This is a genomic window from Rhizobium sp. SRDI943, assembly GCF_057653695.1.
Window position 1 is genome coordinate 1805393 of record NZ_CM172787.1, and the last position, 22482, is coordinate 1827874.

Consider the following 22482-nt stretch of genomic DNA (forward strand, 5'->3'; position numbering starts at 1 on the left):
GTGACTCTTTCCGGCGATACCGCTGCGGGCCGGCTGGCGATCATCGCCGGCGGCGGCCTTCTGCCTTCCTATGTCGCCGAAGCTGCGCGCGCGGCGGGCGAAAATCCCGTCATCGTCGCGCTGAAGGACGAAAGCGACCGGCGCTGGGAAGGGTATGACCATGCCGTCATCGGCGTCGGCGATTTTGCAGCTCTCGAGGGCCTCTTGAACCGCTACGGCATCGGCCGTGTCGTCATGTCCGGCAGCGTGCGGCGCCGGCCGGAATGGCGCGAGGTGCGCCCGACGCTGCGCACTCTGATGAAGATGCCGGCCGTGATCCGCACCTTGCTGTCCGGTGGCGACGATACGGTGCTGCAGATGGTGATCCGGCTGATCGAGGGAAACGGCCGCCGGGTCGTCGGCGCTCATGAGATCGCTCCCGACCTTCTTGCCTACGTCGGTCCGCTTGGCGCTGCAGCGCCTGGCGAGGAAGACCGGCGCGATATCAGGCGCGCAGCCGATGCCGCTGAGATGCTGGGCCGGCTCGATGTCGGTCAGGGCGCCGTCGCCATCGGCGGGCGTATCGTCGCGCTGGAGGGTCTTGAGGGCACGGACGAGATGCTGGAGCGTGTCGCGGGTCTCAGAGCCGCCGGGCGCATCTCGCCGCGCCGCCGTGGCGCACTCGTCAAACTCTGCAAGCCGCAACAGGATATCCGCGCCGACTTGCCGGCGATCGGCGTTTCCACGGTTCTGAACGCGAGGAAAGCCGGCCTTGCCGGCGTCGCCGTCGAGGCCGGCCGCTCGCTGGTGCTCGATCGCGCCGCCGTCATCAAAGCCGCCGATGAGGCTGGGCTCTTCGTCTGTGGCATCGATCGCGGCCTGCCGGCATGGGGGCTTGAATGAACGGGGCGCCGCTGAAGATCGCCGTCATTGCCGGCGAGGTGTCGGGGGATCTGCTCGGTGCCGATCTCATCGCCGCCCTGAAGCGGGTTCATAGCGGACCGGTGGAGCTCGTCGGTGTCGGCGGCGAGGGGCTGCAGGCGGAAGGCTTGCGATCCCTGTTCGATTTCTCCGAGCTGTCGATCATGGGTATCACCCAGGTGCTGAGCCGGCTGCCAAAGCTCTATACGCTGATCCGCCAGACGACGGCTGCCATCATCGCCGCAAGGCCGGATATTCTTCTGATCATCGACAGCCCGGATTTCACCCATCGCGTCGCAAAGCGTGTCCGCATCGCTCTGCCGGATCTGCCGGTTGTCAATTATGTTTGTCCAAGCGTCTGGGCCTGGAAGGAATATCGCGCCACGCGCATGCTCACCTATGTCGATCATGTGCTCGCCGTCCTGCCCTTCGAGCCGGCAACAATGCGTGCGCTCGGCGGGCCTGAGACCACCTATGTCGGCCATCGCCTGACCGCCGATCCGGCGCTGCTCGAAGTGCGGCGGCAGCGCGCCATGCGCGCACCCGTCGAGGGAGCCGGCAAGGCGATCCTGATGCTTCCTGGATCAAGATCCTCCGAAATCGCCAAACTGCTTCCGTTCTTCGAGGATGCGGCCAAAGAACTTGTCGCCCGCAACGGCCCGATGCGATTCCTGCTGCCGACCGTGCCGCACAACGAAGCGCTGGTGAAAGGGCTCGTCGCCGGCTGGGCCACGCCGCCGGAGGTGGCGGTCGGGCCGGCGCAGAAGTGGAAGGCCCTTGCCGAGGCGGATGCGGCGATGGCAGCTTCCGGCACGGTGATCCTCGAACTCGCCCTTGCCGGCGTGCCGACGGTGTCCGTTTACAAGACGGATTGGATTATCCGCCTGCTCGCCCGGCGCATCAAGGTATGGACGGGCGCATTGCCCAATATCATCGCCGATTATGCCGTCGTGCCGGAATATCTGAACGAGATCGTCCGCGGCGCCAGCCTGGCGCGCTGGATGGAGCGGCTGTCGGCCGACACGTTCCAATTGAAGGCGATGAACGAGGGTTATGATCTCGTCTGGCAACGCATGCAGACCGAAAAGCCGCCCGGCGAACACGCTGCCGAGATCCTTCTCGACGTGCTGAAAAAGAAAAAACCCGGTCGTTTCTGACCGGGTTTTCTTTTGGGTTCTTTCTGAAGCGATCAGCGCTTCGAAACCGGAATGTAGTCGCGCTTCGGTTCGCCGACATAAAGCTGGCGCGGACGGCCGATGCGCTGTTCCGGATCCTCGATCATCTCGTTCCACTGCGCGATCCAGCCGACGGTGCGGGCGAGCGCGAAGAGCACGGTGAACATGGTCGTGGGGAAGCCCAGCGCCTTCAGCGTGATGCCGGAATAGAAGTCGATGTTCGGATAGAGCTTCTTCTCGATGAAATATTCGTCGGTGAGCGCGATGCGCTCCAGCTCCATCGCCACTTCGAGCAACGGATCGTCCTTGATGCCGAGTTCGCCGAGCACTTCATGCGTCGTCTTCTGCATGATCTTGGCGCGCGGATCGTAGTTCTTGTAGACCCGGTGACCGAAGCCCATCAGGCGGAACGGATCATTCTTGTCCTTGGCGCGGGCGACATATTCCGGAATGCGGTCGACCGTGCCGATTTCCGTCAGCATGTTGAGGGCTGCTTCGTTAGCACCGCCGTGAGCGGGCCCCCAGAGGCAAGCAATGCCGGCGGCGATGCAGGCGAACGGGTTGGCACCCGATGAACCGGCGAGACGGACGGTCGAGGTCGAGGCGTTCTGCTCATGATCGGCATGCAGGATGAAGATGCGGTCCATGGCGCGGGAAAGCACCGGATTGACCACATATTCCTCGCAGGGCACAGCAAAGCACATGCGCAGGAAGTTCGAGGCATAGTCGAGGTCGTTCTTCGGATAAACGAAGGGTTGGCCGATATGGTATTTGTAGGCCATCGCGGCAAGCGTCGGCATCTTGGCGATCATGCGCAGGCTGGCGACCATGCGCTGGTGCGGATCGGTGATGTCGGTGGAGTCGTGATAGAAGGCCGACAGTGCGCCGACGCAGCCGCACATGACGGCCATCGGATGCGCATCGCGGCGGAAGCCGGTGAAGAAGCGGCTCATCTGCTCGTGTACCATGGTGTGGTGCGTAACGCGGTAATCGAAATCCTTCTTCTGCACGGTGGTCGGCAGTTCGCCGTAAAGCAGGAGATAGCAGACTTCGAGGAAGTCGCCATGCTCGGCGAGCTGCTCGATCGGATAGCCACGATGCAGCAGGACACCTTCGTCGCCGTCGATGTAGGTGATTTTCGATTCACAGGATGCGGTCGAGGTAAAACCCGGATCGTAGGTGAAGGAAGCGGTGTTCTTGTAGAGGGCACCGATATCGATGACGCTCGGGCCGATCGTGCCGCTTTTGACAGCAAGGTCGACAGACTTGTCACCGATTTTTATTGTAGCGCTTTGATCCGTCATGCTGATCCTCCGAAATGGCGGTGGCGCCATAAAAGCGCCATAGGGGTTAAGCGTCCTCACCGATAGCTATATGATCGCGAAGCTAATGCCAAGTTACTGTGATGGCATTTTGTGCAATGCGGTATCACCTTTTAGGCACTGCAGCGATGAGCCACACGCATATCGGAAGCCGATGATTCGACTGGTCTTTTGGGGCTCGCGATTTTGCCTCATATTTCAATCGATTATGCTTGCCGGATTTGATTGGAGGTTGCATTCTGACTGCCTTCGCAGCCGGGCTTGGGCGGTTCATGCAGGAGTTGACGTCAGTCGAATTGCGGCCGGAAACAGGCGAAGGCCTTGCCGGCTCCTCCAATTTTTCACCACCAGTCGTGGTGACGCGACCGGCAAGGACGCAGTCGGCAATACCATTGCGCCACCGGCTGCCGGCCGCAGCCTCGCACTTGCTGCGTGCCGGCATGCGCATGCTGGGCGAGGAGACGGACCATGGCCGCCTGCTGCTGTTCTCGCCGGTCTTCCTCGGCGCCGGGTCAGCCATCTGGTTTCTCGCGGCATCGGATTTTCCGCTCACTGCATCGCTGCTCTGCCTGTTGGTGCTGACCGTCGCAGTTCTCATCGCCAGCCGCAACCGGGCGGCATTGCGGGCAGCGCTGCTGGCGCTTTCGCTCGTGGCTTGCGGCATAGTCTCGGCGCAGTTCGAGAGCTGGCGGGCTTCGACCGTGATCCTCGATTCATCAGTGACGACGACGGTGACCGGCCGCGTCGAGCGGCGCGAAGGCGATGGTCGCGGCCGGTGGCGCTACATTCTTACCGTCACCGGCACTGAAGCGCCTCAGGTCAAGCGGCCGCCGGAACGCATCACCGCCATCGCCCGCGGTGCGGACGCAGCCTTCGAGATCGGCGATATCATCACCGGCAGGGCGCGGCTGACGCCGCCGGCGGGCCCAGCACTTCCCGAGCTCAACGACTTCTCCTTCAGTGCCTATTTCGACGGCATCGGCGCCAACGGCTTCTTCTACGGTGCACCGACGAAGGACGATGCGCAGGCAGGTCCGCAGGCTGCAAGATCGGCGGTGGAAGCGCTGCTCGAAGGGCTCTACCGGCTGCGCAGCGGCATTGGCGACCGGATAAGGTCGATCCTGCCCGGCGATACCGGCGCTTTTGCCGCCGCACTGGTGACGGACGAGCGGCGCGCCATCTCGGATGCGACGACGGAGGCACTACGCCAGTCCGGTCTGGCTCATATCATCGCCATCTCCGGTCTCAACATGGCGCTGTCGGCCGGCATCTTCTTCGTCGGCTTTCGGATGCTGCTCAGCATCTTTCCCGGTATCGCTGAGGCCTACCCGACGAAGAAGATCGCTGCCGCCGGCGCGCTCATCGCCGTTACTGCCTATTTCCTGATTTCGGGCTTTGCGGTCTCTGCCGAGCGCGCTTTCATCATGATGGCCATCATGTTGATTGCCGTCTTCTTCGACCGGCCGTCGATCAGCCTGCGCAATGTCGCGCTTTCCGCCCTCGTCATCATCCTCATTTCACCGTCCGAGGTCTTAGGTCCGAGCTTCCAGATGTCCTTTGCCGCGACATTAGCGCTGGTCTCGGGCTATCAGTTGTGGAAGGACCGGCGCGTCCGCGAAAACGCCTTTCTGAAGCTACCTATCATCAGGCCCGTCGTTACGGTTGCCGGTTTCTTCGGCGGCGTCTTCCTGACTTCGCTGATCGGCGGTCTTTCCACCGCGCTGTTTTCGATCGAGCATTTTCATCGCCTGACCGCCTACGGCCTGCCGGCAAACCTCGCGACGATGCCGATCATCTCCTTCATCGTCATGCCGGCCGGCTTGCTGGCGATGCTGCTCATGCCTTTCGGTCTGGATGTTTTGCCCTGGAAGGTCGTCGGATTCGGCCTCGATCTGGTGATCGCGGTCGCAAAGACGGTGTCCGGCTGGGATGGCAATATCGACGTCGGCCGCTTGCCCGCCTGGTATTTCGCGGTCGCCGTGGCAGGCTTTCTGCTGCTGACGCTGCTCCGCACCCGGCTGCGCCATATCGGCACATCAATCATCGCGGTCGCAACGCTCATCCTGTTGCTTCTACCGGTTCCCCGGCCGCCGGATCTGGTGATTTCGGAGGATGGCAGTCTCGTCGCGGTGGTCGAAGCGGCAGCAATGGCTTCCAACCGTGAAAGACCACCGGATTTCATCTTCGACCAGTGGCAGAGAGCCCTGGTCCTGCCGAGACATGATCCGCCGAAGATGCTGGATGGTCCTGCTATCCCGCAGGTAGGAGAAGACCGCCGCGTCAAGCTTTCCCGCGATCAGCAGAACGAAGCGAGGACAGCGATGCGGGCGGCCGCAGCGGCCGGTGAAGCAAACCGCTTTTCCTGCGTCAAGAGGGCCTGGTGCGCATCAAGGCTTGGCAATGGTCGTGTGGTTGCTGTCATCGACAATGCCGCCTATCTCGGCCCGGCATGCGACGCGGCCGATATCATCGTGACGTCGGTCCGCCTGCGTTTCAACAGCTGCCGCTCAGGTGCGACGCTCTTCACCGGCGAGACGCTGCGCAGGACCGGATCCATCGAGTTGCGCTTCGCGGACGCCGGCCTGGAGGTGGCAACCGCATTTGACGCATTGTCGCGACCATGGATGCGCCATCGCGCCTTTGACTGGCGCAGCAACAGCTTTACCGAATCCGGCCTAACCGATGTCAGTGATAGCGGCGAATGAGGCCGACGAGTTTGCCCTGCACCTTAACACGGTCTGGTCCGAAAATCCGGGTCTCGTAAGCCGGGTTGGCCGCTTCCAGTGCGATCGAGGCGCCCTTGCGGCGGAAGCGCTTGAGTGTCGCTTCTTCGTCATCGACGAGTGCAACAACAATGTCGCCAGGACTTGCGGTGCTGCCATTGCGGATGATCACGGTGTCGCCGTCGAAGATGCCGGCGTCGATCATCGAATCGCCCTTGACCTCGAGCGCATAATGTTCACCGGAGCCGAGCATGTCGGCCGGAACGGCGATGTCGTGGGTGTTGTTCTGGATCGCCGAAATCGGCACACCGGCGGCGATTCTGCCCATGACCGGCACGGAAACCGAGTTGCCGTTGTCGGCGACGGGTTTTGCGGGAGCAGGGGCGGCGACCGGCTGAGGTTTGCCCAGGCTGCCTTCGATGACGCTCGGCGAAAAGCCGCGCCGCGGCTGGATGCTGGGGCTGTAGGCCTCCGGAAGCTTGATGACCTCGAGCGCGCGGGCGCGGTTCGGTAGGCGGCGAATGAAGCCTCGCTCCTCTAGCGCTGTAATCAAGCGATGAATCCCGGACTTCGAGGCGAGGTCCAGAGCATCCTTCATTTCGTCGAAAGACGGTGGAACGCCGGATTCTTTCATGCGCTCGTGAATGAAAAGGAGAAGCTCCTGTTGTTTGCGCGTGAGCATCGACGTTGTGACCTCGTGATTGAAACAAATCCAGAACAGACACTATATGTTCCATATGTGTTCCGCAAGTAGCTAAATTTCCGTAAAACTTGGCGCCAACTCGTTGAGATTTTTATTTTCATTCGCCGGATTGGGACACATCTCTTGTATTGAGGGGCGCGCCGTCGCACATCTCTTGCCGTTTCCAGGAGGGATATGATGAACGAGCATTCCGCCAAACCGCACCCGCTGGATCATGTCGTGCTGCCGGTCGTCAATATCGATCTGGCGCGCGAGAGGCTCGGCAAGCTCGGCTTCACCGTTGCCGCCGATGCGCGCCATCCCTTCGGAACGGAAAACGCCTGCGTCTTTTTTGCCGACAAGACCTATCTGGAGCCACTCGGGATTGCGAGCGTCGAGGAGAGCGAGGCATCGGCGCGCCAAGGCAATGTCTTCACTGCCCGCAACCAGGCCGTCCGTTTCCGCTGTGGCGAGGAGGGGCTTTCGGGGCTGGCTTTCGGCAGCAAGGATGCCGGCATCGATCATCAGAATTTCGTCGGCAACGGATCGAGCGCCGGCGAGATGCTGCAGTTCACCCGGCCGATGACGATGCCGGACGGTTCCGAGACGATTGCCGGCTTCAAGCTGGCTTTCGCCGCCGACCTGCGCGCGCCGGATCTCCTGCTTTTCACCGTCGAGCGCGTCAATCCGCTACCGGCCGAGCGCGCCGCGCTGGAGACGCATGCCAATGGCGTGACCGGCATAGTCGAGATAGCGCTTTGCGCGCCTGATGCTGCCGCCTTCGCAGCCTTCGTCAGCCTTGCCGTGGCGCAATCGGCAGTCGAGAAAACCGGTTTCGGCGCCAATATCGCGGCATCGAATGCGAAAATCAGCCTGATGACGCGGGAAGGGCTGGAGGCCTATTTCGACATCGCCGACTCATCCGCAGATCGCGGCCTGCGCGGCCGGGCAATCCTCTTCGCTGTCGCCGATCTTGCCGTGACAGAAGCGCATTTGGCTGCTAACGGGGTGACATACACGCGCAAGAACAATCGCATTCTGGTGAAGCCCGCGCCCGGGCAGGGCACGCTCTTCGCCTTCGAGGAAACACGATGAGCACTGATACGAATTCCGAAGTCAGGGTCGGCGAAGGCCAAGGCCAGGTCACCTTTTCCAATACCGGCCGCCTGTCGCTGATTGCCGGTCCCTGCCAGATGGAGAGCCGCGACCACGCCTTCATGGTTGCCGGCACGCTGAAGGAGCTTTGCGGAAAGCTCGGCATCGGCCTCGTCTACAAGAGCTCCTTCGACAAGGCGAACCGGACCTCGCTGTCGGCCGAACGCGGTATCGGGATCGAGAAGGGCATGGAGGTCTTTGCCGACCTCAAGAAGGAATTCGGTTTTCCCGTCCTGACCGACGTTCATACCGCCGAGCAATGCGCGGAGGTGGCAAAGATCGTCGACGTCCTGCAGATCCCGGCCTTCCTCTGCCGCCAGACCGACCTTCTCATCGCCGCCGCCAAGACCGGCCGCGTCGTCAATGTCAAGAAGGGCCAGTTCCTCGCTCCCTGGGATATGAAGAACGTCCTTAAGAAGCTCAATGCCAGCGGCAATCCGAACGTGCTGCTGTGCGAGCGCGGCGCCTCATTCGGCTACAATACGCTGGTCTCCGACATGCGCTCGCTGCCAATCATGGCGGCGATGGGTGCGCCCGTTATCTTCGATGCGACCCATTCCGTGGCGCAGCCGGGCGGGCAGGGCGAATCCTCCGGCGGTCAGCGGGAATTCGTGGAAACACTGGCGCGCGCAGCGGTGGCTGCCGGCATTGCCGGCGTCTTCGTCGAAACCCATCAGGACCCCGACAATGCCCCTTCCGACGGCCCGAACATGGTCTATCTCAAGGACATGCCGCGGCTTCTCGAAAAGCTGCTCGCCTTCGATGCGGTCGCCAAGGCTTGACGTTCAACAGTCTGACATGATCGTGCTATAGGCCACATCCGAACGCTGGTCCGACGGCTATTGCAGCATTGTAATTTGCACGCCTTCGACTAAGACAGGTTTCGAACCATTTATCACCCACCGAGCAGGAAGAACCCATGACTGCAATCACCGATATCATCGCCCGCGAGATTCTCGATAGCCGTGGCAACCCCACCGTCGAAGTCGATGTCTATCTCGAAGATGGCAGCATGGGCCGCGCGGCCGTTCCCTCGGGCGCCTCGACGGGCGCGCATGAGGCGGTCGAACTGCGTGACGGCGGCAAGCGCTATCTCGGCAAGGGCGTCGAAAAGGCGGTCGAAGCCGCCAACACCGAGATCTTCGACGCGATCGGCGGCATCGATGCCGAAAACCAGATCCAGATCGACAACATCATGATCGAGCTGGACGGCACGCCGAACAAGTCGCGCCTCGGTGCCAACGCCATCCTTGGCGTGTCGCTCGCCGTCGCCAAGGCTGCCGCCCAGGCGTCCGGCCTGCCGCTCTACCGTTATGTCGGCGGTGCTTCCGCCAGCCTGCTGCCAGTGCCGATGATGAACATCATCAATGGTGGTGCCCATGCCGACAACCCGATCGATTTCCAGGAATTCATGATCCTGCCGGTCGGCGCCGATTCGATCGCCGAAGCCGTGCGCATGGGTTCGGAAGTCTTCCATACGCTGCGCAAGGAACTTGCCGCACAGGGCCACAACACCAATGTCGGCGATGAAGGCGGTTTCGCACCGGGCCTGAAGAGCGCGCCGGAAGCTCTCGACTTCATCATGAAGTCGATCGAGAAAGCCGGCTACAAGCCGGGCGACGACATGTGCCTCGGCCTCGACTGCGCCTCGACGGAATTCTTCAAGGACGGCAAATACGTTCTCGAAGGTGAGGGCCGCACGCTGGAATCCGGCGCCATGGCCGAGTACCTGGCCGAGCTCGCCGCCAACTATCCTATCATCTCGATCGAGGACGGCATGGCCGAAGACGACTGGGACGGCTGGAAGACGCTGACCGACCTGGCCGGCAAGAAGACCCAGCTCGTCGGCGACGATCTCTTCGTCACCAACTCCGCCCGTCTTCGCGACGGCATCCGCATGGGCGTCGCCAACTCGATCCTCGTCAAGGTCAACCAGATCGGCACGCTGACGGAAACGCTCGATGCCGTCAACACGGCACACAAGGCGGCCTATACCGCCGTCATGTCCCACCGCTCCGGCGAGACCGAAGATTCGACCATCGCCGATCTCGCGGTCGCCACCAACTGCGGTCAGATCAAGACCGGCTCGCTGTCGCGCTCCGACCGTCTTGCCAAGTACAATCAGCTGATCCGTATCGAAGAGGGCCTCGGCCCGCAGGCCCAGTATGCAGGCCGCTCGATCGTTCGCGGCTGATCGGATCTGATTTTCAACGGCTTGACCCGCGCCTTCCCGGCGCGGGTTTTTTGTTGCCCGTTTTTTAGAGTCAACGAACGGTTAATCTCTGCACGTTAGATTGAACGAATTGGTAATGCGTTCAAGAGCATGCGTGTATGTGGACAAAGCATCATAAGAAGAGAAAGATCGGTCGCTTCGTCATTCCGGCCATGACGGTCGCCTTCCTCTCCTATTTCGGTTATCATTGCATCCATGGCGATTACGGCCTGCGCGCAACGGAGACGTTCGAGCATCAGCGTGTCGCGCGTGAAAAAGAGCTTGCGATCTTGAAGGCGAAGCGCGAACATCTGGAAAATCAGGTCGCGCTCTTGAGTGACGGGTCGCTCGATAAGGATATGTTGGACGAAAAAGCGCGTTATCAGCTCAACATGTCGCGCGCCGACGAGATCGTCGTATTCAATCATTATTCCAATTAACCGGAAACAGGTTAATTGGAATTTTCAATGTTTTTCCAATAATTTAGCACCGAATACGAGCCATGCAATTATGGCATTGCTGTGCTCATATTTCTTCCCTATGGTACGCGCCACCAAGAAACGACAAACCCATAGGGAGGGTTGAATGGCGCCGCGAAAGACCGCGACCGTTTCCAGCCGCAAAACTGCAGCAAAACCGGCAGCCAAAGCATCGAATGGAGGCCCGGTAGCCGACTTCGATCGCAATGAAGAGCTGAAGGCCTATCGCGAGATGCTGCTGATCCGCCGCTTCGAGGAGAAGGCCGGCCAGCTTTACGGCATGGGGTTCATCGGCGGCTTTTGTCACCTCTACATCGGTCAGGAAGCTGTCGTCGTCGGCATGCAGATGGCGCAGAAGGATGGCGACCAGGTCATCACCGCCTATCGCGACCACGGTCATATGCTGGCAACCGGCATGGAAGCGCGTGGCGTCATGGCGGAACTGACCGGGCGCCGCAGCGGCTATTCCCACGGCAAGGGCGGCTCGATGCACATGTTCTCGAAAGAGAAGCATTTCTACGGCGGTCACGGCATCGTCGGCGCCCAGGTCTCGCTCGGAACGGGTCTTGCCTTCGCAAACCGCTACCGCGGCAATGACAATGTCTCCATCGCCTATTTCGGCGACGGCGCTGCCAACCAGGGCCAGGTCTACGAGAGCTTCAACATGGCTGCTCTCTGGAAGCTGCCGATCGTCTACATCGTCGAGAACAACCGTTACGCCATGGGCACCTCGACTGCCCGCGCCACCGCGCAGTCGAATTACTCGCTTCGCGGATCCGGTTTCGGCATCCCCGGCATTCAGGTCGATGGCATGGACGTCCGCGCCGTTAAGGCGGCCGCCGACGAGGCGCTCGAGCATTGCCGTTCCGGCAAGGGTCCGATCATTCTCGAAATGCTGACCTATCGTTATCGCGGTCACTCGATGTCCGACCCGGCGAAGTATCGCTCCAAGGACGAAGTGCAGAAGATGCGCTCCGAGCATGACCCGATCGAACAGGTCAAGGCACGCCTCGTCGAAAAGGGCTGGGCTTCCGAAGACGATCTGAAGGCGATCGACAAGGATGTTCGCGACATCGTCGCCGATAGCGCCGATTTCGCCCAGGCCGATCCGGAGCCGGATGCATCCGAGCTCTATACCGACATTCTGCTCTAATCGGGGAGGGAACCCATGCCTATCGATATCCTCATGCCCGCCCTCTCTCCGACCATGGAAGAAGGCACACTGTCCAAATGGCTGAAGCAGGAAGGTGACAAGGTCACCTCCGGCGACGTGATTGCCGAAATCGAAACCGACAAGGCGACGATGGAAGTCGAAGCCGTTGACGAAGGCGTCATCGGCAAGCTTCTGGTTCCTGCCGGAACCGAAGGCGTCAAGGTGAACGCCAAGATCGCCGTTCTCCTGCAGGACGGTGAATCCGCATCCGACATGTCTGCGTCCGCTCCGGCAGCAGCGCCGGCTGCTGCACCGCAGGCCGCGCAGGAGGAAAAGCCGGCTGCCGCAACTCCGGCATCCGCGCCCGTTTCGGCCGAGCCGAAAGCCCAGGTGCAGAACGATCCGGAAATCCCGGCCGGCACCGAAATGGTGTCGACGACCGTGCGCGAAGCGCTTCGTGACGCCATGGCCGAGGAAATGCGCGCCGACGAAAACGTCTTCGTCATGGGCGAGGAAGTCGCCGAATATCAGGGCGCCTACAAGGTCACGCAGGGCCTGCTGCAGGAATTCGGCCCCCGCCGCGTCGTCGATACGCCGATCACCGAGCATGGCTTTGCCGGCGTCGGCGTCGGTGCAGCCATGGCCGGCCTTCGCCCGATCGTCGAGTTCATGACCTTCAACTTCGCCATGCAGGCGATCGACCAGATCATCAACTCCGCTGCCAAGACGCTTTATATGTCCGGCGGCCAGATGGGCGCTCCGATCGTCTTCCGCGGCCCGAATGGTGCAGCGGCCCGTGTCGGCGCCCAGCACAGCCAGGATTATGCAGCCTGGTACAGCGCCATTCCCGGCCTGAAGGTCGTCATGCCCTACACGGCATCTGATGCCAAGGGCCTGCTGAAGGCTGCGATCCGCGATCCGAACCCGGTCATCTTCCTCGAAAACGAAATTCTCTACGGCCAGCACTTCGATGTGCCGAAGCTTGACAATTTCGTCCTGCCGATCGGCAAGGCCCGCATCCATCGTCCGGGCAAGGACGTCACCGTCGTCTCCTTCGGCATCGGCATGACCTATGCGATCAAGGCTGTCGCCGAACTCGAAAAGCTCGGCATCGATGTCGAACTGATCGACCTTCGCACTATCCGCCCGATGGACCTGCCGACTGTCATCGAATCGGTGAAGAAGACCGGCCGTCTGGTCACCGTCGAGGAAGGTTATCCGCAATCATCAGTCGGCACCGAAATCGCCACCCGCGTCATGCAGCAGGCCTTCGACTATCTCGATGCGCCGATCCTGACGATCGCAGGCAAGGACGTCCCGATGCCTTACGCCGCCAATCTCGAAAAGCTCGCCCTTCCGAACGTCGGCGAAGTGGTCGATGCGGTGAAGGCTGTTTGCTACAAATAAGGGGAGGGTGTTTCGATGCCGATCAATATCACGATGCCCGCCCTCTCTCCGACCATGGAGGAAGGCAATCTTTCCAAATGGCTGGTCAAGGAAGGCGACAAGGTCAAGTCTGGCGATGTGATCGCCGAGATCGAGACCGACAAGGCGACGATGGAAGTCGAAGCCGTCGATGAAGGCACGGTCGCCAAGCTCGTCGTTGCCGCCGGCACCGAAGGCGTCAAGGTCAATGCGCTGATCGCGGTTCTCGCCGCCGATGGTGAGGATGTCTCCGCTGCCGCAAGCGCTGCGGGTTCCGCCGCCCCGGCGCCGAAAGCTGACGGTGCAGCCGCGCCGAAGGCCGAAGCTGCACCGGCTGCGGCCCAGTCTACTCCGGTTGCGGCACCTGTAGCCGCCGCCGCAACCGCCTCAGCTTCACCTGATGGCAGCCGCACCTTCTCTTCGCCGCTTGCCCGCAGGTTGGCCAAGGAAGCGGGTATCGATCTTGCGGCAGTCGCAGGCTCCGGCCCGCACGGCCGCGTCGTCAAGAGCGACATCGAAGCCGCCGTTGCCGGTGGCGGCGCCAAGGCCGCAGCCCCGGCCGCTGCTGCTTCCGCTCCGCAAGCCTCCGCAGCTCCGGCTCCCACCGCCGCTGCACCGAAGGGCGCGTCCGAAGAAGCCGTGCTCAAGCTCTTCGAACCTGGCTCCTACGAGCTCGTGCCGCATGACGGCATGCGCAAGACGATCGCCAGGCGCCTGGTCGAATCCAAGCAGACGATCCCGCATTTCTACGTCAGCGTCGATTGCGAGCTCGATGCGTTGCTGGCGCTACGCGCCCAGCTGAACGATGCGGCTCCGCGCAAGGACAACGCTCCGGCCTACAAGCTTTCGGTCAACGACATGGTCATCAAGGCCATGGCGCTGTCGCTGCGCGACGTTCCGGATGCCAACGTCTCCTGGACCGACAGCAACATGGTCAAGCACAAGCACGCCGATGTCGGCGTTGCTGTCTCGATCCCCGGCGGCCTGATCACCCCGATCATCCGCAAGGCCGAGGAAAAGACCCTGTCGACGATCTCCAACGAGATGCGCGATCTCGGCAAGCGGGCCAAGGACCGCAAGCTGAAGCCTGAGGAATATCAGGGCGGCACCAGTTCGGTCTCGAACATGGGCATGATGGGCGTGAAGAATTTCGCAGCCGTCGTCAACCCGCCGCATGCGACAATCCTCGCGGTCGGCGCCGGCGAACAGCGGGTCGTCGTCAAGAAGGGCGAAATGGCGATTGCCACCGTGATGTCAGTCACGCTCTCGACCGACCATCGCTGCGTCGATGGCGCACTCGGCGCCGAGCTGCTCCAGGCCTTCAAGGGCTACATCGAGAACCCGATGGGCATGCTTGTCTGATAGCGTCGCGGAGGCGGAAATGACCAGGACCGTTCTTTGCTATGGTGACTCGCTGACCTGGGGTTATGACGCCGAGACGATCGGCCGTCATGAATACAAGAATCGCTGGCCGAGCGTGCTTCAGGCAGCGCTCGGCGGTGACGCGCGTATCATCGCCGAAGGCTTGAACGGTCGCACCACCGCTTTCGACGACCATCTCGCCGATTGCGACCGCAACGGTGCACGCATCCTGCCGACGATCCTGCAGACGCATGCGCCGCTCGACCTCGTCATCCTTCTGCTCGGCACCAATGACATGAAGCCGGTTGTGGCAGGCTCCGCCTTTGCCGCATGCCAAGGCATCAGCCGGCTCGTGCGGCTGATCCGCAATCATGCCTGGCCCTTCGAATTCGATGGGCCGGAGATCCTGATCGTGGCGCCGCCGGCGATCCGCGCGACGGGCAATGTGCCCTTCGCAGCATCATTTCCCGGCGGCATCGAGGAATCGGCAAAACTTGCAACGCTTTATCGTGACCTTGCCGACGAACTCGGTTGTGGCTTCTTCGACGGCAATTCGGTCGCCAAAACCACGCCGATCGATGGCATTCATCTCGATGCGGAGAATACGCGTGGGCTCGGCCGCGGGCTGGAGTCGATCGTGCGGATGATGCTGGGGATCTGACCATGGCCTCCTTCATCGCCCTCCGGCAGGCCTCACGGCGGGATGCCTCGGAGCTGGCGATTCTGGCGGATATCGCATCGCGCGGTTTTGCCTCCTGGCTCTGGTTTGCCGGTGTGGAAAACGGCGTGAGCGACACGCCGCTGGAGCGGGGCCGGCTGAAGATGAGCGAGGAGGAAGCTGTCGGCAGTTGGCCGGATGCCGTCATTGCCGAGGCCTATGGCGAGGTCGCTGGTGTGGCGATCCGCCATGCGCTGGGTGAGGGGATAGGCGATATCGAGGCGACGATTCCGGCGACCGCACCGATGCTCGCCTTGCAGAAAACGGTGGTCGGAAGCTGGTTCATCGGCAGTCTTGGCGTCTATCGCCACCTGCGCGGCATCGGCATCGGACGCAGGCTGCTGGACGATCAGATCGAAAGGGCCGATCGGCGGCCCGTCAGCCTGATCACCGCCAGCGACAATGAAGCGGCTTTGTCGCTTTATGGAAGAAACGGATTCCTGGAGGCTGCGCGCGCCGATGCCGTGCCGCTCTTCGAAAGCAGCAAGAGACATGCGTGGGTGCTCATGACCCGCAGCGCAGCGTAACAAAGGCAGGAAACACATGGCTGAATCCTACGACGTCATCATCATCGGCTCGGGTCCCGGCGGCTATGTCGCCGCCATCCGCGCCAGCCAGCTCGGCCTGAAGACCGCGATCGTCGAGCGCGAGCATATGGGCGGCATCTGCCTGAACTGGGGCTGCATACCCACAAAGGCGCTATTGCGCTCGGCCGAGGTGCTCGACCACGCCAATCACTTCAAGGATTTCGGCCTCGTTCTCGAAGGCACGGTCAAGCCGGATGCCAAGGCCGTCGTCGGCCGCTCGCGCGCCGTCTCCGCCCGTCTGAATGCCGGCGTCGGCTTCCTGATGAAGAAGAACAAGATCGACATCATCTGGGGCGAGGCAAAGATCACCAAGGCTTCGACCGGGACCCAGGCGGGCGAGATCGTCGTCGGCAAGTCGTCGAAGGCCGTCGTCGAGCCGCAGCATCCGCTGCCGAAGAACGTCAAGAGCGGCGAGGGCACCTATACCGCCAAGCACATCATCATTGCCACCGGTGCCCGCCCGCGCGCGCTGCCCGGCATCGAGCCGGATGGCAAGCTGATCTGGACCTATTTCGAGGCGCTGAAGCCGGATGTGCTGCCGAAGTCGCTGATCGTCATGGGCTCGGGCGCGATCGGCATCGAATTCGCCAGCTTCTATCGCTCGATGGGCGTCGATGTGACCGTCGTCGAAGTCATGCCGACCATCATGCCGGTCGAGGATGCCGAGATCACGGCGATCGCCCGCAAGCAGCTTGAAAAGCGCGGCCTCAAGATCTTCACCAGCGCCAAGGTTTCGAAGGTCGAGAAGGGCGCCGGCAGCGTCACCGCTCATGTCGAGACGACCGATGGTAAGGTGCAGCAGATCACTGCCGACCGGTTGATTTCGGCCGTCGGCGTTCAGGGCAATATCGAAAACCTCGGCCTCGAGGCACTCGGCGTCAAGACCGACCGCGGCTGCGTCGTCATCGATGGCTACGGCAAGACCAATGTCGCGGGCATCTATGCGATCGGCGATGTCGCCGGCCCGCCGATGCTGGCGCACAAGGCAGAACATGAGGGCGTCGTCTGCGTCGAAAAGATCGCCGGCCTCCCGAACGTTCATCCCACAGACAAGGGCAAGGTCCCGGGCTGCACCTATTGCAATCCGCAGGTCGCCTCTGTCGGCATCACCGAAGCGAAAGCCAAGGAGCAGGGCCGTGACATCCGCGTCGGCCGCTTCTCCTTCGCAGCGAACGGCAAGGCGATCGCGCTCGGCGAAGACCAGGGCATGGTGAAGGTGATCTTCGACAAGAAGACCGGCGAACTGCTCGGCGCCCACATGGTCGGCGCCGAAGTCACCGAGCTCATCCAGGGTTTCGTCGTTGCGATGAACCTCGAGACGACCGAGGAAGAACTGATGCACACGATCTTCCCGCATCCGACCGTGTCGGAATCGATGAAGGAAGCGGTGCTCGATGCTTACGGTCGCGTGCTGAACGCTTGATAATTTCCCAATCCGCCCTTTATCTCAGGGCGGCAAAGCCGTCCCGCCGGGGTGGAGAATCCATCCCCCCGGAGTGGAAAGCCACTCCGCTGGGGTGGAAAAAACGAAAGGAAATCATCATGTCTATGGAGACGCAGGCGTTGCTGGTATTTTTGCTGATCGGCCTGGTTGCAGGCTTCCTCGCAAGCCTGGTCGTCGGTGGCGGCGGGCTGATAAGATGCCTGCTGAGCGGCATCATCGGCGCCTTCGTCGGCGGCTATCTGTTCAGCGCGCTCGGCATTTCGCTGGGCATTGAAAATGCGCTGGTGGTGCAGATCATCCACGCCACGGTCGGCGCCATTATCGTGGTTCTGATCGCGAGAGCGGTCGCTTGAAGCGTAACTGAGGGCCAACTTGAGGGTAGGCGAAGGCATGGAAAGCGTCGGCTGGATTTCGGCAATCATCATCGGCGGGCTTGCAGGCTGGCTCGCCGGCAAGCTGATGGAAGCGCGATACGGGATTTTCCTGAATATCGTGCTCGGCATCGTTGGCTCGGTCGTCGCAAGCGCCATCCTCGCGCAGTTTCATCTCGAGGTGGTCGGCGGCCGGCTCGGCTACTTCGTGACGGGTTTCCTCGGCGCCTGCTTGTTGATATTCCTTGCGCGGTTGGTGCGGCGCTAGATCCGAATGAGATTTGCCGCATAGGGCGGTAGAAGGCTGAAACTGCAATGGTGACCATCCTCGACACGATCAATCCCGACGCCAAGCGCGTGCGGCATCCGGAGAAGGCGCATCGGCCGGACACGGAAGTCATGCGCAAGCCGGACTGGATTCGCGTCAAGGCGCCGACCTCCAAGGGTTATGCCGAGACGCGCGCGATCGTGAAGGAGCACAAGCTCGTCACCGTCTGCGAGGAGGCCGGCTGCCCGAATATCGGCGAGTGCTGGGACAAGAAGCACGCGACGTTCATGATCATGGGCGAGATCTGTACCCGCGCCTGCGCTTTCTGCAATGTCGCCACCGGCAAGCCGAATGCGCTCGACATGGCCGAGCCGGAGAATGTCGCCAAGGCGGTCAAGGAGATGGGCCTCAGCCACGTCGTCATCACCTCGGTCGACCGTGACGACCTGGAGGACGGCGGCGCCGAACACTTCGAAAAGGTGATCTGGGCAATACGTGCCGCCTCGCCGATGACGACGATCGAGATCCTGACGCCCGACTTCCTGAAGAAGCCGGGTGCGCTGGAACGCGTCGTCGCCGCCAAGCCCGACGTCTTCAACCACAATATGGAAACGGTGCCTGGCAATTATCTGACGGTTCGCCCCGGCGCCCGTTACTTCCATTCCGTTCGCCTGCTGCAGCGGGTGAAGGAACTCGATCCCACCATGTTCACCAAATCGGGCATCATGGTCGGTCTCGGCGAAGAGCGAAACGAAGTGCTGCAGCTGATGGACGATCTGCGCACCGCCGATGTCGATTTCCTGACGATCGGCCAATACCTGCAGCCGACCCGGAAGCACCACAAGGTCGAAAGCTTCGTCACCCCCGACGAGTTCAAGTCGTATGAGACGGTCGCCTACAGCAAGGGCTTCCTGATGGTCGCCTCGAGCCCGCTGACCCGCTCCTCCCACCATGCCGGCGACGACTTTGCCCGGCTGAGAGCTGCGCGCGAAAAGAAGCTGCTGATCGCCGCCGAGTAAGCGCCGGCACTTGCTTTTTGTGTCGGCAGCGGCGATTTTCGCCGCAGTTCAGTTTGTTGGCAAACCTCGATCTTGACTCGACGTCATGCTCGGGCTTGTGCCGAGGATCTGCTGCGCCGGTTGCAGATGCTCGGGACAAGCCCGAGCATGACGAAAGAGGAATGGCCGATTTTATCAGCAGGCTGAGCCGCGGGGATTTTCGCAGCGGTTTTTCATGGGAGTTGCGGCCATGCCCGTCGACGGAGCAATGCTCCGGCATGCGAAACGCATTCTGGTGATTGGCTGCCCCGGTGGTGGAAAGAGCGTGCTTGCACGGGCGCTGTCGACCTCGCTCGATCTTCCCTATATCTCGATGGATCGCGATTTCTATTGGCTTCCCGGCTGGAGGAAGCGGGATCGCAGCGACATCGATCGGCTGATATTGGAGGTCGTGGCGCAGGAGAGGTGGATCATGGATGGAACTGGCCTCGGCTCGTTTCGTCTGCGTCTTTCGAGGGCGGATCTGGTGATCTGGCTCAGGCTTCCAAGAACGGCCTGCCCGTTGGGAGCGATCTCGCGCGCGATTCGGTATTTCGGTCGTAGCCGCCCTGAAATGCCCGAAGGCTGCCCGGAGCGGCTGACGTCCGACATGGTCGGCTATATCTGGAATTTCGAAAGGCGTGCCGCCCCGAAGATCGAGGCCGCATTGCATGAGTTCGGCCTTGCAAATTCCACCGTCATCATAAGATCGCGCAAAGCAGCTAGCCGGTTCGCCGCTCCTGGCGCTTAGGAGCATACCGGCGAAGCGCACGTCTGGCTCGAGGGAGTGCGCGCGAGGGCCGAGCAGAGAAATATCATCGTCAGCCGGATCCTCGAAGAACGTTGGATTCTGGACGGCACGCCCGTCTTCCCTAGACATTCGGCTGCCGCGCACCGATTTCGTCGTCTGGGTCCGCATGCCACGGCTTCTCTGCATCTGGGGCGCAATCAGCCGGTGGGCGAAATGGATCGGCCGCACTCGCCCCGAAATGGCGCCGGGCTGTATCGAGAAGATCGATTTGGAATTCCTCCGCTTCATCTGGACCTTCGAGGAGAAATTCGCGCCGCGCCTCGTCGCGGGCATCGCCGCACATGGTCCCGATGTACCGGTTCTTCAGCTAAAATCCCGCCGCCAGATGCGCGAGCTTCTTGATCTTCTCGGCCGGCCCGATTAATTGCCGATTATGCCGCAATTCGAAACGCACCGTCCCGTCCCGCATACGCCCGAGCAGATGTTCGACCTCGTCGCCGATGTCGAGCGCTATCCGGAATTCCTGCCGCTCTGCGAAGCGCTCGCCATCCGGAGCCGCAAGGAGCGCGACGGCAAGATCCTGCTCGTTGCCGACATGACGGTCGGCTACAAGGCGATCCGCGAGACCTTCACGACACAGGTGCTGCTGAACCGGGCCGAACACGTCATCGAGGTCAAATATATCGATGGCCCGTTCAAATATCTCGACAACCGCTGGCACTTTGCCGAGACGCCGTCTGGCGGCTGCACCGTCGATTTCTTTATCGATTACGAGTTCAAGAGCCGCATCCTGGGTGCGTTGATGGGCTCGATGTTCGACCGCGCCTTCCGCATGTTCACCGAAGCCTTCGAGACGCGCGCAAACAGGATCTACACGCCGGCCCGATGAGCGAACCGGCGTCAGGCAGCAAGGAGCGAGCGCACCATTTCCAGCGCCGTCCTGATCGTCGCCAGCCGAACCTCGCTGCGGCTGATATCGCCATAGAGCATCTTTCGATGGATGAGCGCGCCGTCGCGCGATTTGGCGGCGAGATGCACGAGGCCGACCGGCTTTTCCGCCGATCCGCCGCCGGGGCCGGCAATGCCTGTGACGGCAACGGCGATCTCGGCGCGTGAGCGGAAGAGGGCGCCATGCACCATCTGCCGCGCCGTTTCCTCGGAGACCGCCCCGAAGCGCAGCAGGGTTTCCGGCTGCACGCCGAGCATCTCGATCTTCGCGCTATTCGTATAGGTGACGAAGCCGCGGTCGACGACGGCGGACGAGCCTGAAATCTCCGTCAGCGCCCCGGCGATCAACCCGCCGGTGCAGGATTCGGCGGTCGAGACCATCAGCCCTGCGGCCGTGAAGTCACGGATGATCGTCTCCGCCGCCGAAAGGATATCGTCGGGAAAAAGGCTCATCATTTCCTCCCGCGATAGACGACGGTCGCCGTGGCGATCGCCGCGATGCCTTCGCGCCGGCCGACGAAGCCGATCGTCTCGTTGGTCGTCGCCTTGACCGAGCAACGGTCGATATCGATGCCGAGATAATCCGACATTTTTTCCCGCATGGCGTCGCGATGCGGCCCGACCTTCGGCGCCTCGGCGATCAGCGAGACGTCGGCATTCATGATCGTGCCGCCGCGCTCGCGCACGATTGCGGCGGCATGCTCGATGAAGATCCGCGAAGGCGCCCCCTTCCATTGCGGGTCGGACGGCGGGAAATGATCGCCGATATCGCCAGCGCCGCAGGTGGCAAGCAGCGCGTCCGTCAGCGCATGCAACGCGACGTCGGCATCCGAGTGTCCTTTCAGCTTCTGGTCATGCGGAATGAACACGCCGCATAGCGTCACCCCATCGCCCGCTACCAGTTGGTGCACGTCGTAGCCGTTGCCGGTACGCACGTCCGGAAGCAGCGACGTCGACAGCTTGTCGTCGGCCATGGCGATATCGTTCTTGACCGTCAGCTTGACGTTGTCGGCCGTGCCCTCGACGATCGTCACCGGAATGCCCAGCCATTCGGCGATCGAGGCATCGTCGGTGAAATCGCTTCTTCCGCTTGCCGCCGCCTTCTCATGCGCATCGAGGATCGTTTCGAAGGCGAAGGATTGCGGGGTCTGCGCCGCGTAGAGATGCTCGCGTGAAACAGTCGTCAGCACAGTGCCGGCGCTGTCGGCGCGTTTTAGCGTATCGGTGACCGGGATCGCCGGCAGGACCGCCTGCGCGCCAGCATCAAGGCTCTCGGCAATACGATCAAGAAGATCATGGTCGAAGAACGGCCGAACGGCATCGTGGATCAGCACATGGCTGATTTGCTTGTCCTTGAGGTATCTGAGGCCGGCAAGCACGGATTGCTGCCTAGTCGCACCCCCATGCACCGTTTCGATCGGTGTTGCCGAGATGATGTGGCGGAAGGCTCTCGCAAACAGCGCCTCGTCATCGGGATGGATGACGACGACGATCTCAGTTGCCGCTTCCCATGTCATGAAGTTTTCAAGCGTATGCACGATAACCGGCTTGCCGCCGATCATGCGATACTGCTTGGGGCCTTCCTTGGATGATCCTGCGCGCTCGCCGCGGCCGGCGGCCACTATGACAATTCCAGCCGATATCGGTTGCTTAGAAGGCATTTGCAGCATAAATCCCCTAAATTATGCGGAATTGACCCGAGTGCTCTACCGTCTTGCTTTGGCCTTTTCCAGCATCTGCCCGAAAAATATCAATTCCCGCCCTTGGCAA

The 22482-nt window shown here is 61.7% G+C and carries 22 protein-coding genes and 1 pseudogene; 19 read left to right on the forward strand and 4 right to left on the reverse strand.

All coding sequences use genetic code 11. From position 1 onward, the window contains the following. Window positions 1-882 (forward strand): LpxI family protein, encoded by an 882-nt coding sequence (locus tag AC245Y_RS09525; RefSeq protein ID WP_003559080.1) that lies wholly within the window; start codon window positions 1-3, stop codon window positions 880-882. Then, window positions 879-2057, forward strand: a complete 1179-nt coding sequence (gene lpxB, locus AC245Y_RS09530; protein ID WP_017993984.1) for a lipid-A-disaccharide synthase — start codon at window positions 879-881, stop codon at window positions 2055-2057. Before AC245Y_RS09525 ends, lpxB begins: the two co-directional genes overlap by 4 nt. 32 nt (window positions 2058-2089) lie before the next feature. On the opposite strand, the gene gltA is transcribed toward lpxB, so the two are convergent. After that, window positions 2090-3379 carry a citrate synthase gene (gene gltA, locus AC245Y_RS09535; protein WP_012757320.1) on the reverse strand — a complete coding sequence of 430 codons (1290 nt, stop codon included), beginning with the start codon at window positions 3377-3379 and terminating at the stop codon, window positions 2090-2092. Between the two features lie 290 nt (window positions 3380-3669). Between gltA and AC245Y_RS09540 the strand changes: the two genes are divergently transcribed. After that, on the forward strand, window positions 3670-6102 hold the full coding sequence (locus AC245Y_RS09540; protein WP_032996345.1) for a ComEC/Rec2 family competence protein: 2433 nt from the start codon (window positions 3670-3672) through the stop codon (window positions 6100-6102). Here the strand turns inward: AC245Y_RS09540 and lexA are convergent. After that, window positions 6083-6802 carry a transcriptional repressor LexA gene (gene lexA / locus AC245Y_RS09545; protein ID WP_012757322.1) on the reverse strand — a complete coding sequence of 240 codons (720 nt, stop codon included), beginning with the start codon at window positions 6800-6802 and terminating at the stop codon, window positions 6083-6085. The two genes, AC245Y_RS09540 and lexA, sit on opposite strands and share 20 nt — an antisense overlap. 198 nt (window positions 6803-7000) lie before the next feature. Between lexA and AC245Y_RS09550 the strand changes: the two genes are divergently transcribed. The 16 genes and pseudogenes from AC245Y_RS09550 to AC245Y_RS09625 all read left to right on the forward strand — a co-directional run bounded on the left by AC245Y_RS09550 (window position 7001) and on the right by AC245Y_RS09625 (window position 20653). Continuing rightward, the gene (locus tag AC245Y_RS09550; protein ID WP_026157343.1) at window positions 7001-7897 is read left to right on the forward strand and encodes a VOC family protein; all 897 of its coding nucleotides are present in this window, start codon (window positions 7001-7003) and stop codon (window positions 7895-7897) included. Beyond that, window positions 7894-8739 carry a 3-deoxy-8-phosphooctulonate synthase gene (gene kdsA / locus AC245Y_RS09555; RefSeq protein WP_017993987.1) on the forward strand — a complete coding sequence of 282 codons (846 nt, stop codon included), beginning with the start codon at window positions 7894-7896 and terminating at the stop codon, window positions 8737-8739. Before AC245Y_RS09550 ends, kdsA begins: the two co-directional genes overlap by 4 nt. Before the next feature lie 137 nt (window positions 8740-8876). Further along, window positions 8877-10151, forward strand: coding sequence for a phosphopyruvate hydratase (gene eno / locus AC245Y_RS09560; protein WP_017993988.1), 1275 nt, complete (start codon window positions 8877-8879; stop codon window positions 10149-10151). A 137-nt stretch (window positions 10152-10288) separates the two neighbouring features. Further along, the gene (locus AC245Y_RS09565) at window positions 10289-10609 is read left to right on the forward strand and encodes an FtsB family cell division protein (RefSeq protein ID WP_012757326.1); all 321 of its coding nucleotides are present in this window, start codon (window positions 10289-10291) and stop codon (window positions 10607-10609) included. A gap of 145 nt (window positions 10610-10754) precedes the next feature. Then, window positions 10755-11801 carry a pyruvate dehydrogenase (acetyl-transferring) E1 component subunit alpha gene (gene pdhA / locus AC245Y_RS09570; RefSeq protein WP_012757327.1) on the forward strand — a complete coding sequence of 349 codons (1047 nt, stop codon included), beginning with the start codon at window positions 10755-10757 and terminating at the stop codon, window positions 11799-11801. 15 nt (window positions 11802-11816) lie between these two features. Further along, window positions 11817-13208: a pyruvate dehydrogenase complex E1 component subunit beta gene (locus tag AC245Y_RS09575; RefSeq protein WP_017993989.1), complete on the forward strand. Its 1392-nt coding sequence runs from the start codon at window positions 11817-11819 to the stop codon at window positions 13206-13208. Between the two features lie 15 nt (window positions 13209-13223). Next, window positions 13224-14588: a pyruvate dehydrogenase complex dihydrolipoamide acetyltransferase gene (locus AC245Y_RS09580; protein WP_017993990.1), complete on the forward strand. Its 1365-nt coding sequence runs from the start codon at window positions 13224-13226 to the stop codon at window positions 14586-14588. Window positions 14589-14607: 19 nt separating this feature from the next. Beyond that, window positions 14608-15249, forward strand: a complete 642-nt coding sequence (locus AC245Y_RS09585; RefSeq protein ID WP_017993991.1) for an SGNH/GDSL hydrolase family protein — start codon at window positions 14608-14610, stop codon at window positions 15247-15249. A 2-nt stretch (window positions 15250-15251) separates the two neighbouring features. After that, on the forward strand, window positions 15252-15833 hold the full coding sequence (locus tag AC245Y_RS09590) for a GNAT family N-acetyltransferase (RefSeq protein ID WP_017993992.1): 582 nt from the start codon (window positions 15252-15254) through the stop codon (window positions 15831-15833). A 16-nt stretch (window positions 15834-15849) separates the two neighbouring features. After that, complete coding sequence (gene lpdA / locus AC245Y_RS09595; protein ID WP_017993993.1) at window positions 15850-17316, forward strand: dihydrolipoyl dehydrogenase; 1467 nt, start codon at window positions 15850-15852, stop codon at window positions 17314-17316. A 119-nt stretch (window positions 17317-17435) separates the two neighbouring features. Further along, complete coding sequence (locus tag AC245Y_RS09600) at window positions 17436-17690, forward strand: GlsB/YeaQ/YmgE family stress response membrane protein (protein WP_003539329.1); 255 nt, start codon at window positions 17436-17438, stop codon at window positions 17688-17690. A 37-nt stretch (window positions 17691-17727) separates the two neighbouring features. Then, window positions 17728-17976: a GlsB/YeaQ/YmgE family stress response membrane protein gene (locus AC245Y_RS09605; RefSeq protein ID WP_003539331.1), complete on the forward strand. Its 249-nt coding sequence runs from the start codon at window positions 17728-17730 to the stop codon at window positions 17974-17976. Between the two features lie 47 nt (window positions 17977-18023). Further along, window positions 18024-18995: a lipoyl synthase gene (gene lipA / locus AC245Y_RS09610; RefSeq protein ID WP_012757334.1), complete on the forward strand. Its 972-nt coding sequence runs from the start codon at window positions 18024-18026 to the stop codon at window positions 18993-18995. A gap of 229 nt (window positions 18996-19224) precedes the next feature. Next, window positions 19225-19764, forward strand: a complete 540-nt coding sequence (locus AC245Y_RS09615) for a P-loop NTPase family protein (protein WP_017993994.1) — start codon at window positions 19225-19227, stop codon at window positions 19762-19764. Between the two features lie 36 nt (window positions 19765-19800). Further along, a pseudogene (locus tag AC245Y_RS09620) lies at window positions 19801-20188 on the forward strand (P-loop NTPase family protein); the annotation flags it as partial. A 9-nt stretch (window positions 20189-20197) separates the two neighbouring features. Then, a complete protein-coding gene (locus AC245Y_RS09625; protein WP_017993995.1) occupies window positions 20198-20653 on the forward strand; it encodes a type II toxin-antitoxin system RatA family toxin in 456 nt (151 codons plus the stop codon). An 11-nt stretch (window positions 20654-20664) separates the two neighbouring features. Here the strand turns inward: AC245Y_RS09625 and AC245Y_RS09630 are convergent, their stop codons facing one another. Continuing rightward, on the reverse strand, window positions 20665-21168 hold the full coding sequence (locus AC245Y_RS09630) for a CinA family protein (protein ID WP_017993996.1): 504 nt from the start codon (window positions 21166-21168) through the stop codon (window positions 20665-20667). Continuing rightward, window positions 21165-22382: a bifunctional 2-C-methyl-D-erythritol 4-phosphate cytidylyltransferase/2-C-methyl-D-erythritol 2,4-cyclodiphosphate synthase gene (locus AC245Y_RS09635; protein WP_017993997.1), complete on the reverse strand. Its 1218-nt coding sequence runs from the start codon at window positions 22380-22382 to the stop codon at window positions 21165-21167. Before AC245Y_RS09635 ends, AC245Y_RS09630 begins: the two co-directional genes overlap by 4 nt. Between the last annotated feature and the right edge of the window lie 100 nt (window positions 22383-22482).

Bases quoted from the DNA above. Each gene is read 5' to 3' on its own strand.
- lpxB (WP_017993984.1), top strand. From the start codon at position 879: ATGAACGGGGCGCCGCTGAAGATCGCCGTCATTGCCGGCGAGGTGTCG.
- gltA (WP_012757320.1), bottom strand. From the start codon at position 3,379: ATGACGGATCAAAGCGCTACAATAAAAATCGGTGACAAGTCTGTCGAC.
- AC245Y_RS09540 (WP_032996345.1), top strand. From the start codon at position 3,670: ATGCAGGAGTTGACGTCAGTCGAATTGCGGCCGGAAACAGGCGAAGGC.
- lexA (WP_012757322.1), bottom strand. From the start codon at position 6,802: ATGCTCACGCGCAAACAACAGGAGCTTCTCCTTTTCATTCACGAGCGC.
- AC245Y_RS09550 (WP_026157343.1), top strand. From the start codon at position 7,001: ATGAACGAGCATTCCGCCAAACCGCACCCGCTGGATCATGTCGTGCTG.
- kdsA (WP_017993987.1), top strand. From the start codon at position 7,894: ATGAGCACTGATACGAATTCCGAAGTCAGGGTCGGCGAAGGCCAAGGC.
- eno (WP_017993988.1), top strand. From the start codon at position 8,877: ATGACTGCAATCACCGATATCATCGCCCGCGAGATTCTCGATAGCCGT.
- AC245Y_RS09565 (WP_012757326.1), top strand. From the start codon at position 10,289: ATGTGGACAAAGCATCATAAGAAGAGAAAGATCGGTCGCTTCGTCATT.
- pdhA (WP_012757327.1), top strand. From the start codon at position 10,755: ATGGCGCCGCGAAAGACCGCGACCGTTTCCAGCCGCAAAACTGCAGCA.
- AC245Y_RS09575 (WP_017993989.1), top strand. From the start codon at position 11,817: ATGCCTATCGATATCCTCATGCCCGCCCTCTCTCCGACCATGGAAGAA.
- AC245Y_RS09580 (WP_017993990.1), top strand. From the start codon at position 13,224: ATGCCGATCAATATCACGATGCCCGCCCTCTCTCCGACCATGGAGGAA.
- AC245Y_RS09585 (WP_017993991.1), top strand. From the start codon at position 14,608: ATGACCAGGACCGTTCTTTGCTATGGTGACTCGCTGACCTGGGGTTAT.
- AC245Y_RS09590 (WP_017993992.1), top strand. From the start codon at position 15,252: ATGGCCTCCTTCATCGCCCTCCGGCAGGCCTCACGGCGGGATGCCTCG.
- lpdA (WP_017993993.1), top strand. From the start codon at position 15,850: ATGGCTGAATCCTACGACGTCATCATCATCGGCTCGGGTCCCGGCGGC.
- AC245Y_RS09600 (WP_003539329.1), top strand. From the start codon at position 17,436: ATGTCTATGGAGACGCAGGCGTTGCTGGTATTTTTGCTGATCGGCCTG.
- AC245Y_RS09605 (WP_003539331.1), top strand. From the start codon at position 17,728: ATGGAAAGCGTCGGCTGGATTTCGGCAATCATCATCGGCGGGCTTGCA.
- lipA (WP_012757334.1), top strand. From the start codon at position 18,024: ATGGTGACCATCCTCGACACGATCAATCCCGACGCCAAGCGCGTGCGG.
- AC245Y_RS09615 (WP_017993994.1), top strand. From the start codon at position 19,225: ATGCCCGTCGACGGAGCAATGCTCCGGCATGCGAAACGCATTCTGGTG.
- AC245Y_RS09625 (WP_017993995.1), top strand. From the start codon at position 20,198: ATGCCGCAATTCGAAACGCACCGTCCCGTCCCGCATACGCCCGAGCAG.
- AC245Y_RS09630 (WP_017993996.1), bottom strand. From the start codon at position 21,168: ATGATGAGCCTTTTTCCCGACGATATCCTTTCGGCGGCGGAGACGATC.
- AC245Y_RS09635 (WP_017993997.1), bottom strand. From the start codon at position 22,382: ATGCTGCAAATGCCTTCTAAGCAACCGATATCGGCTGGAATTGTCATA.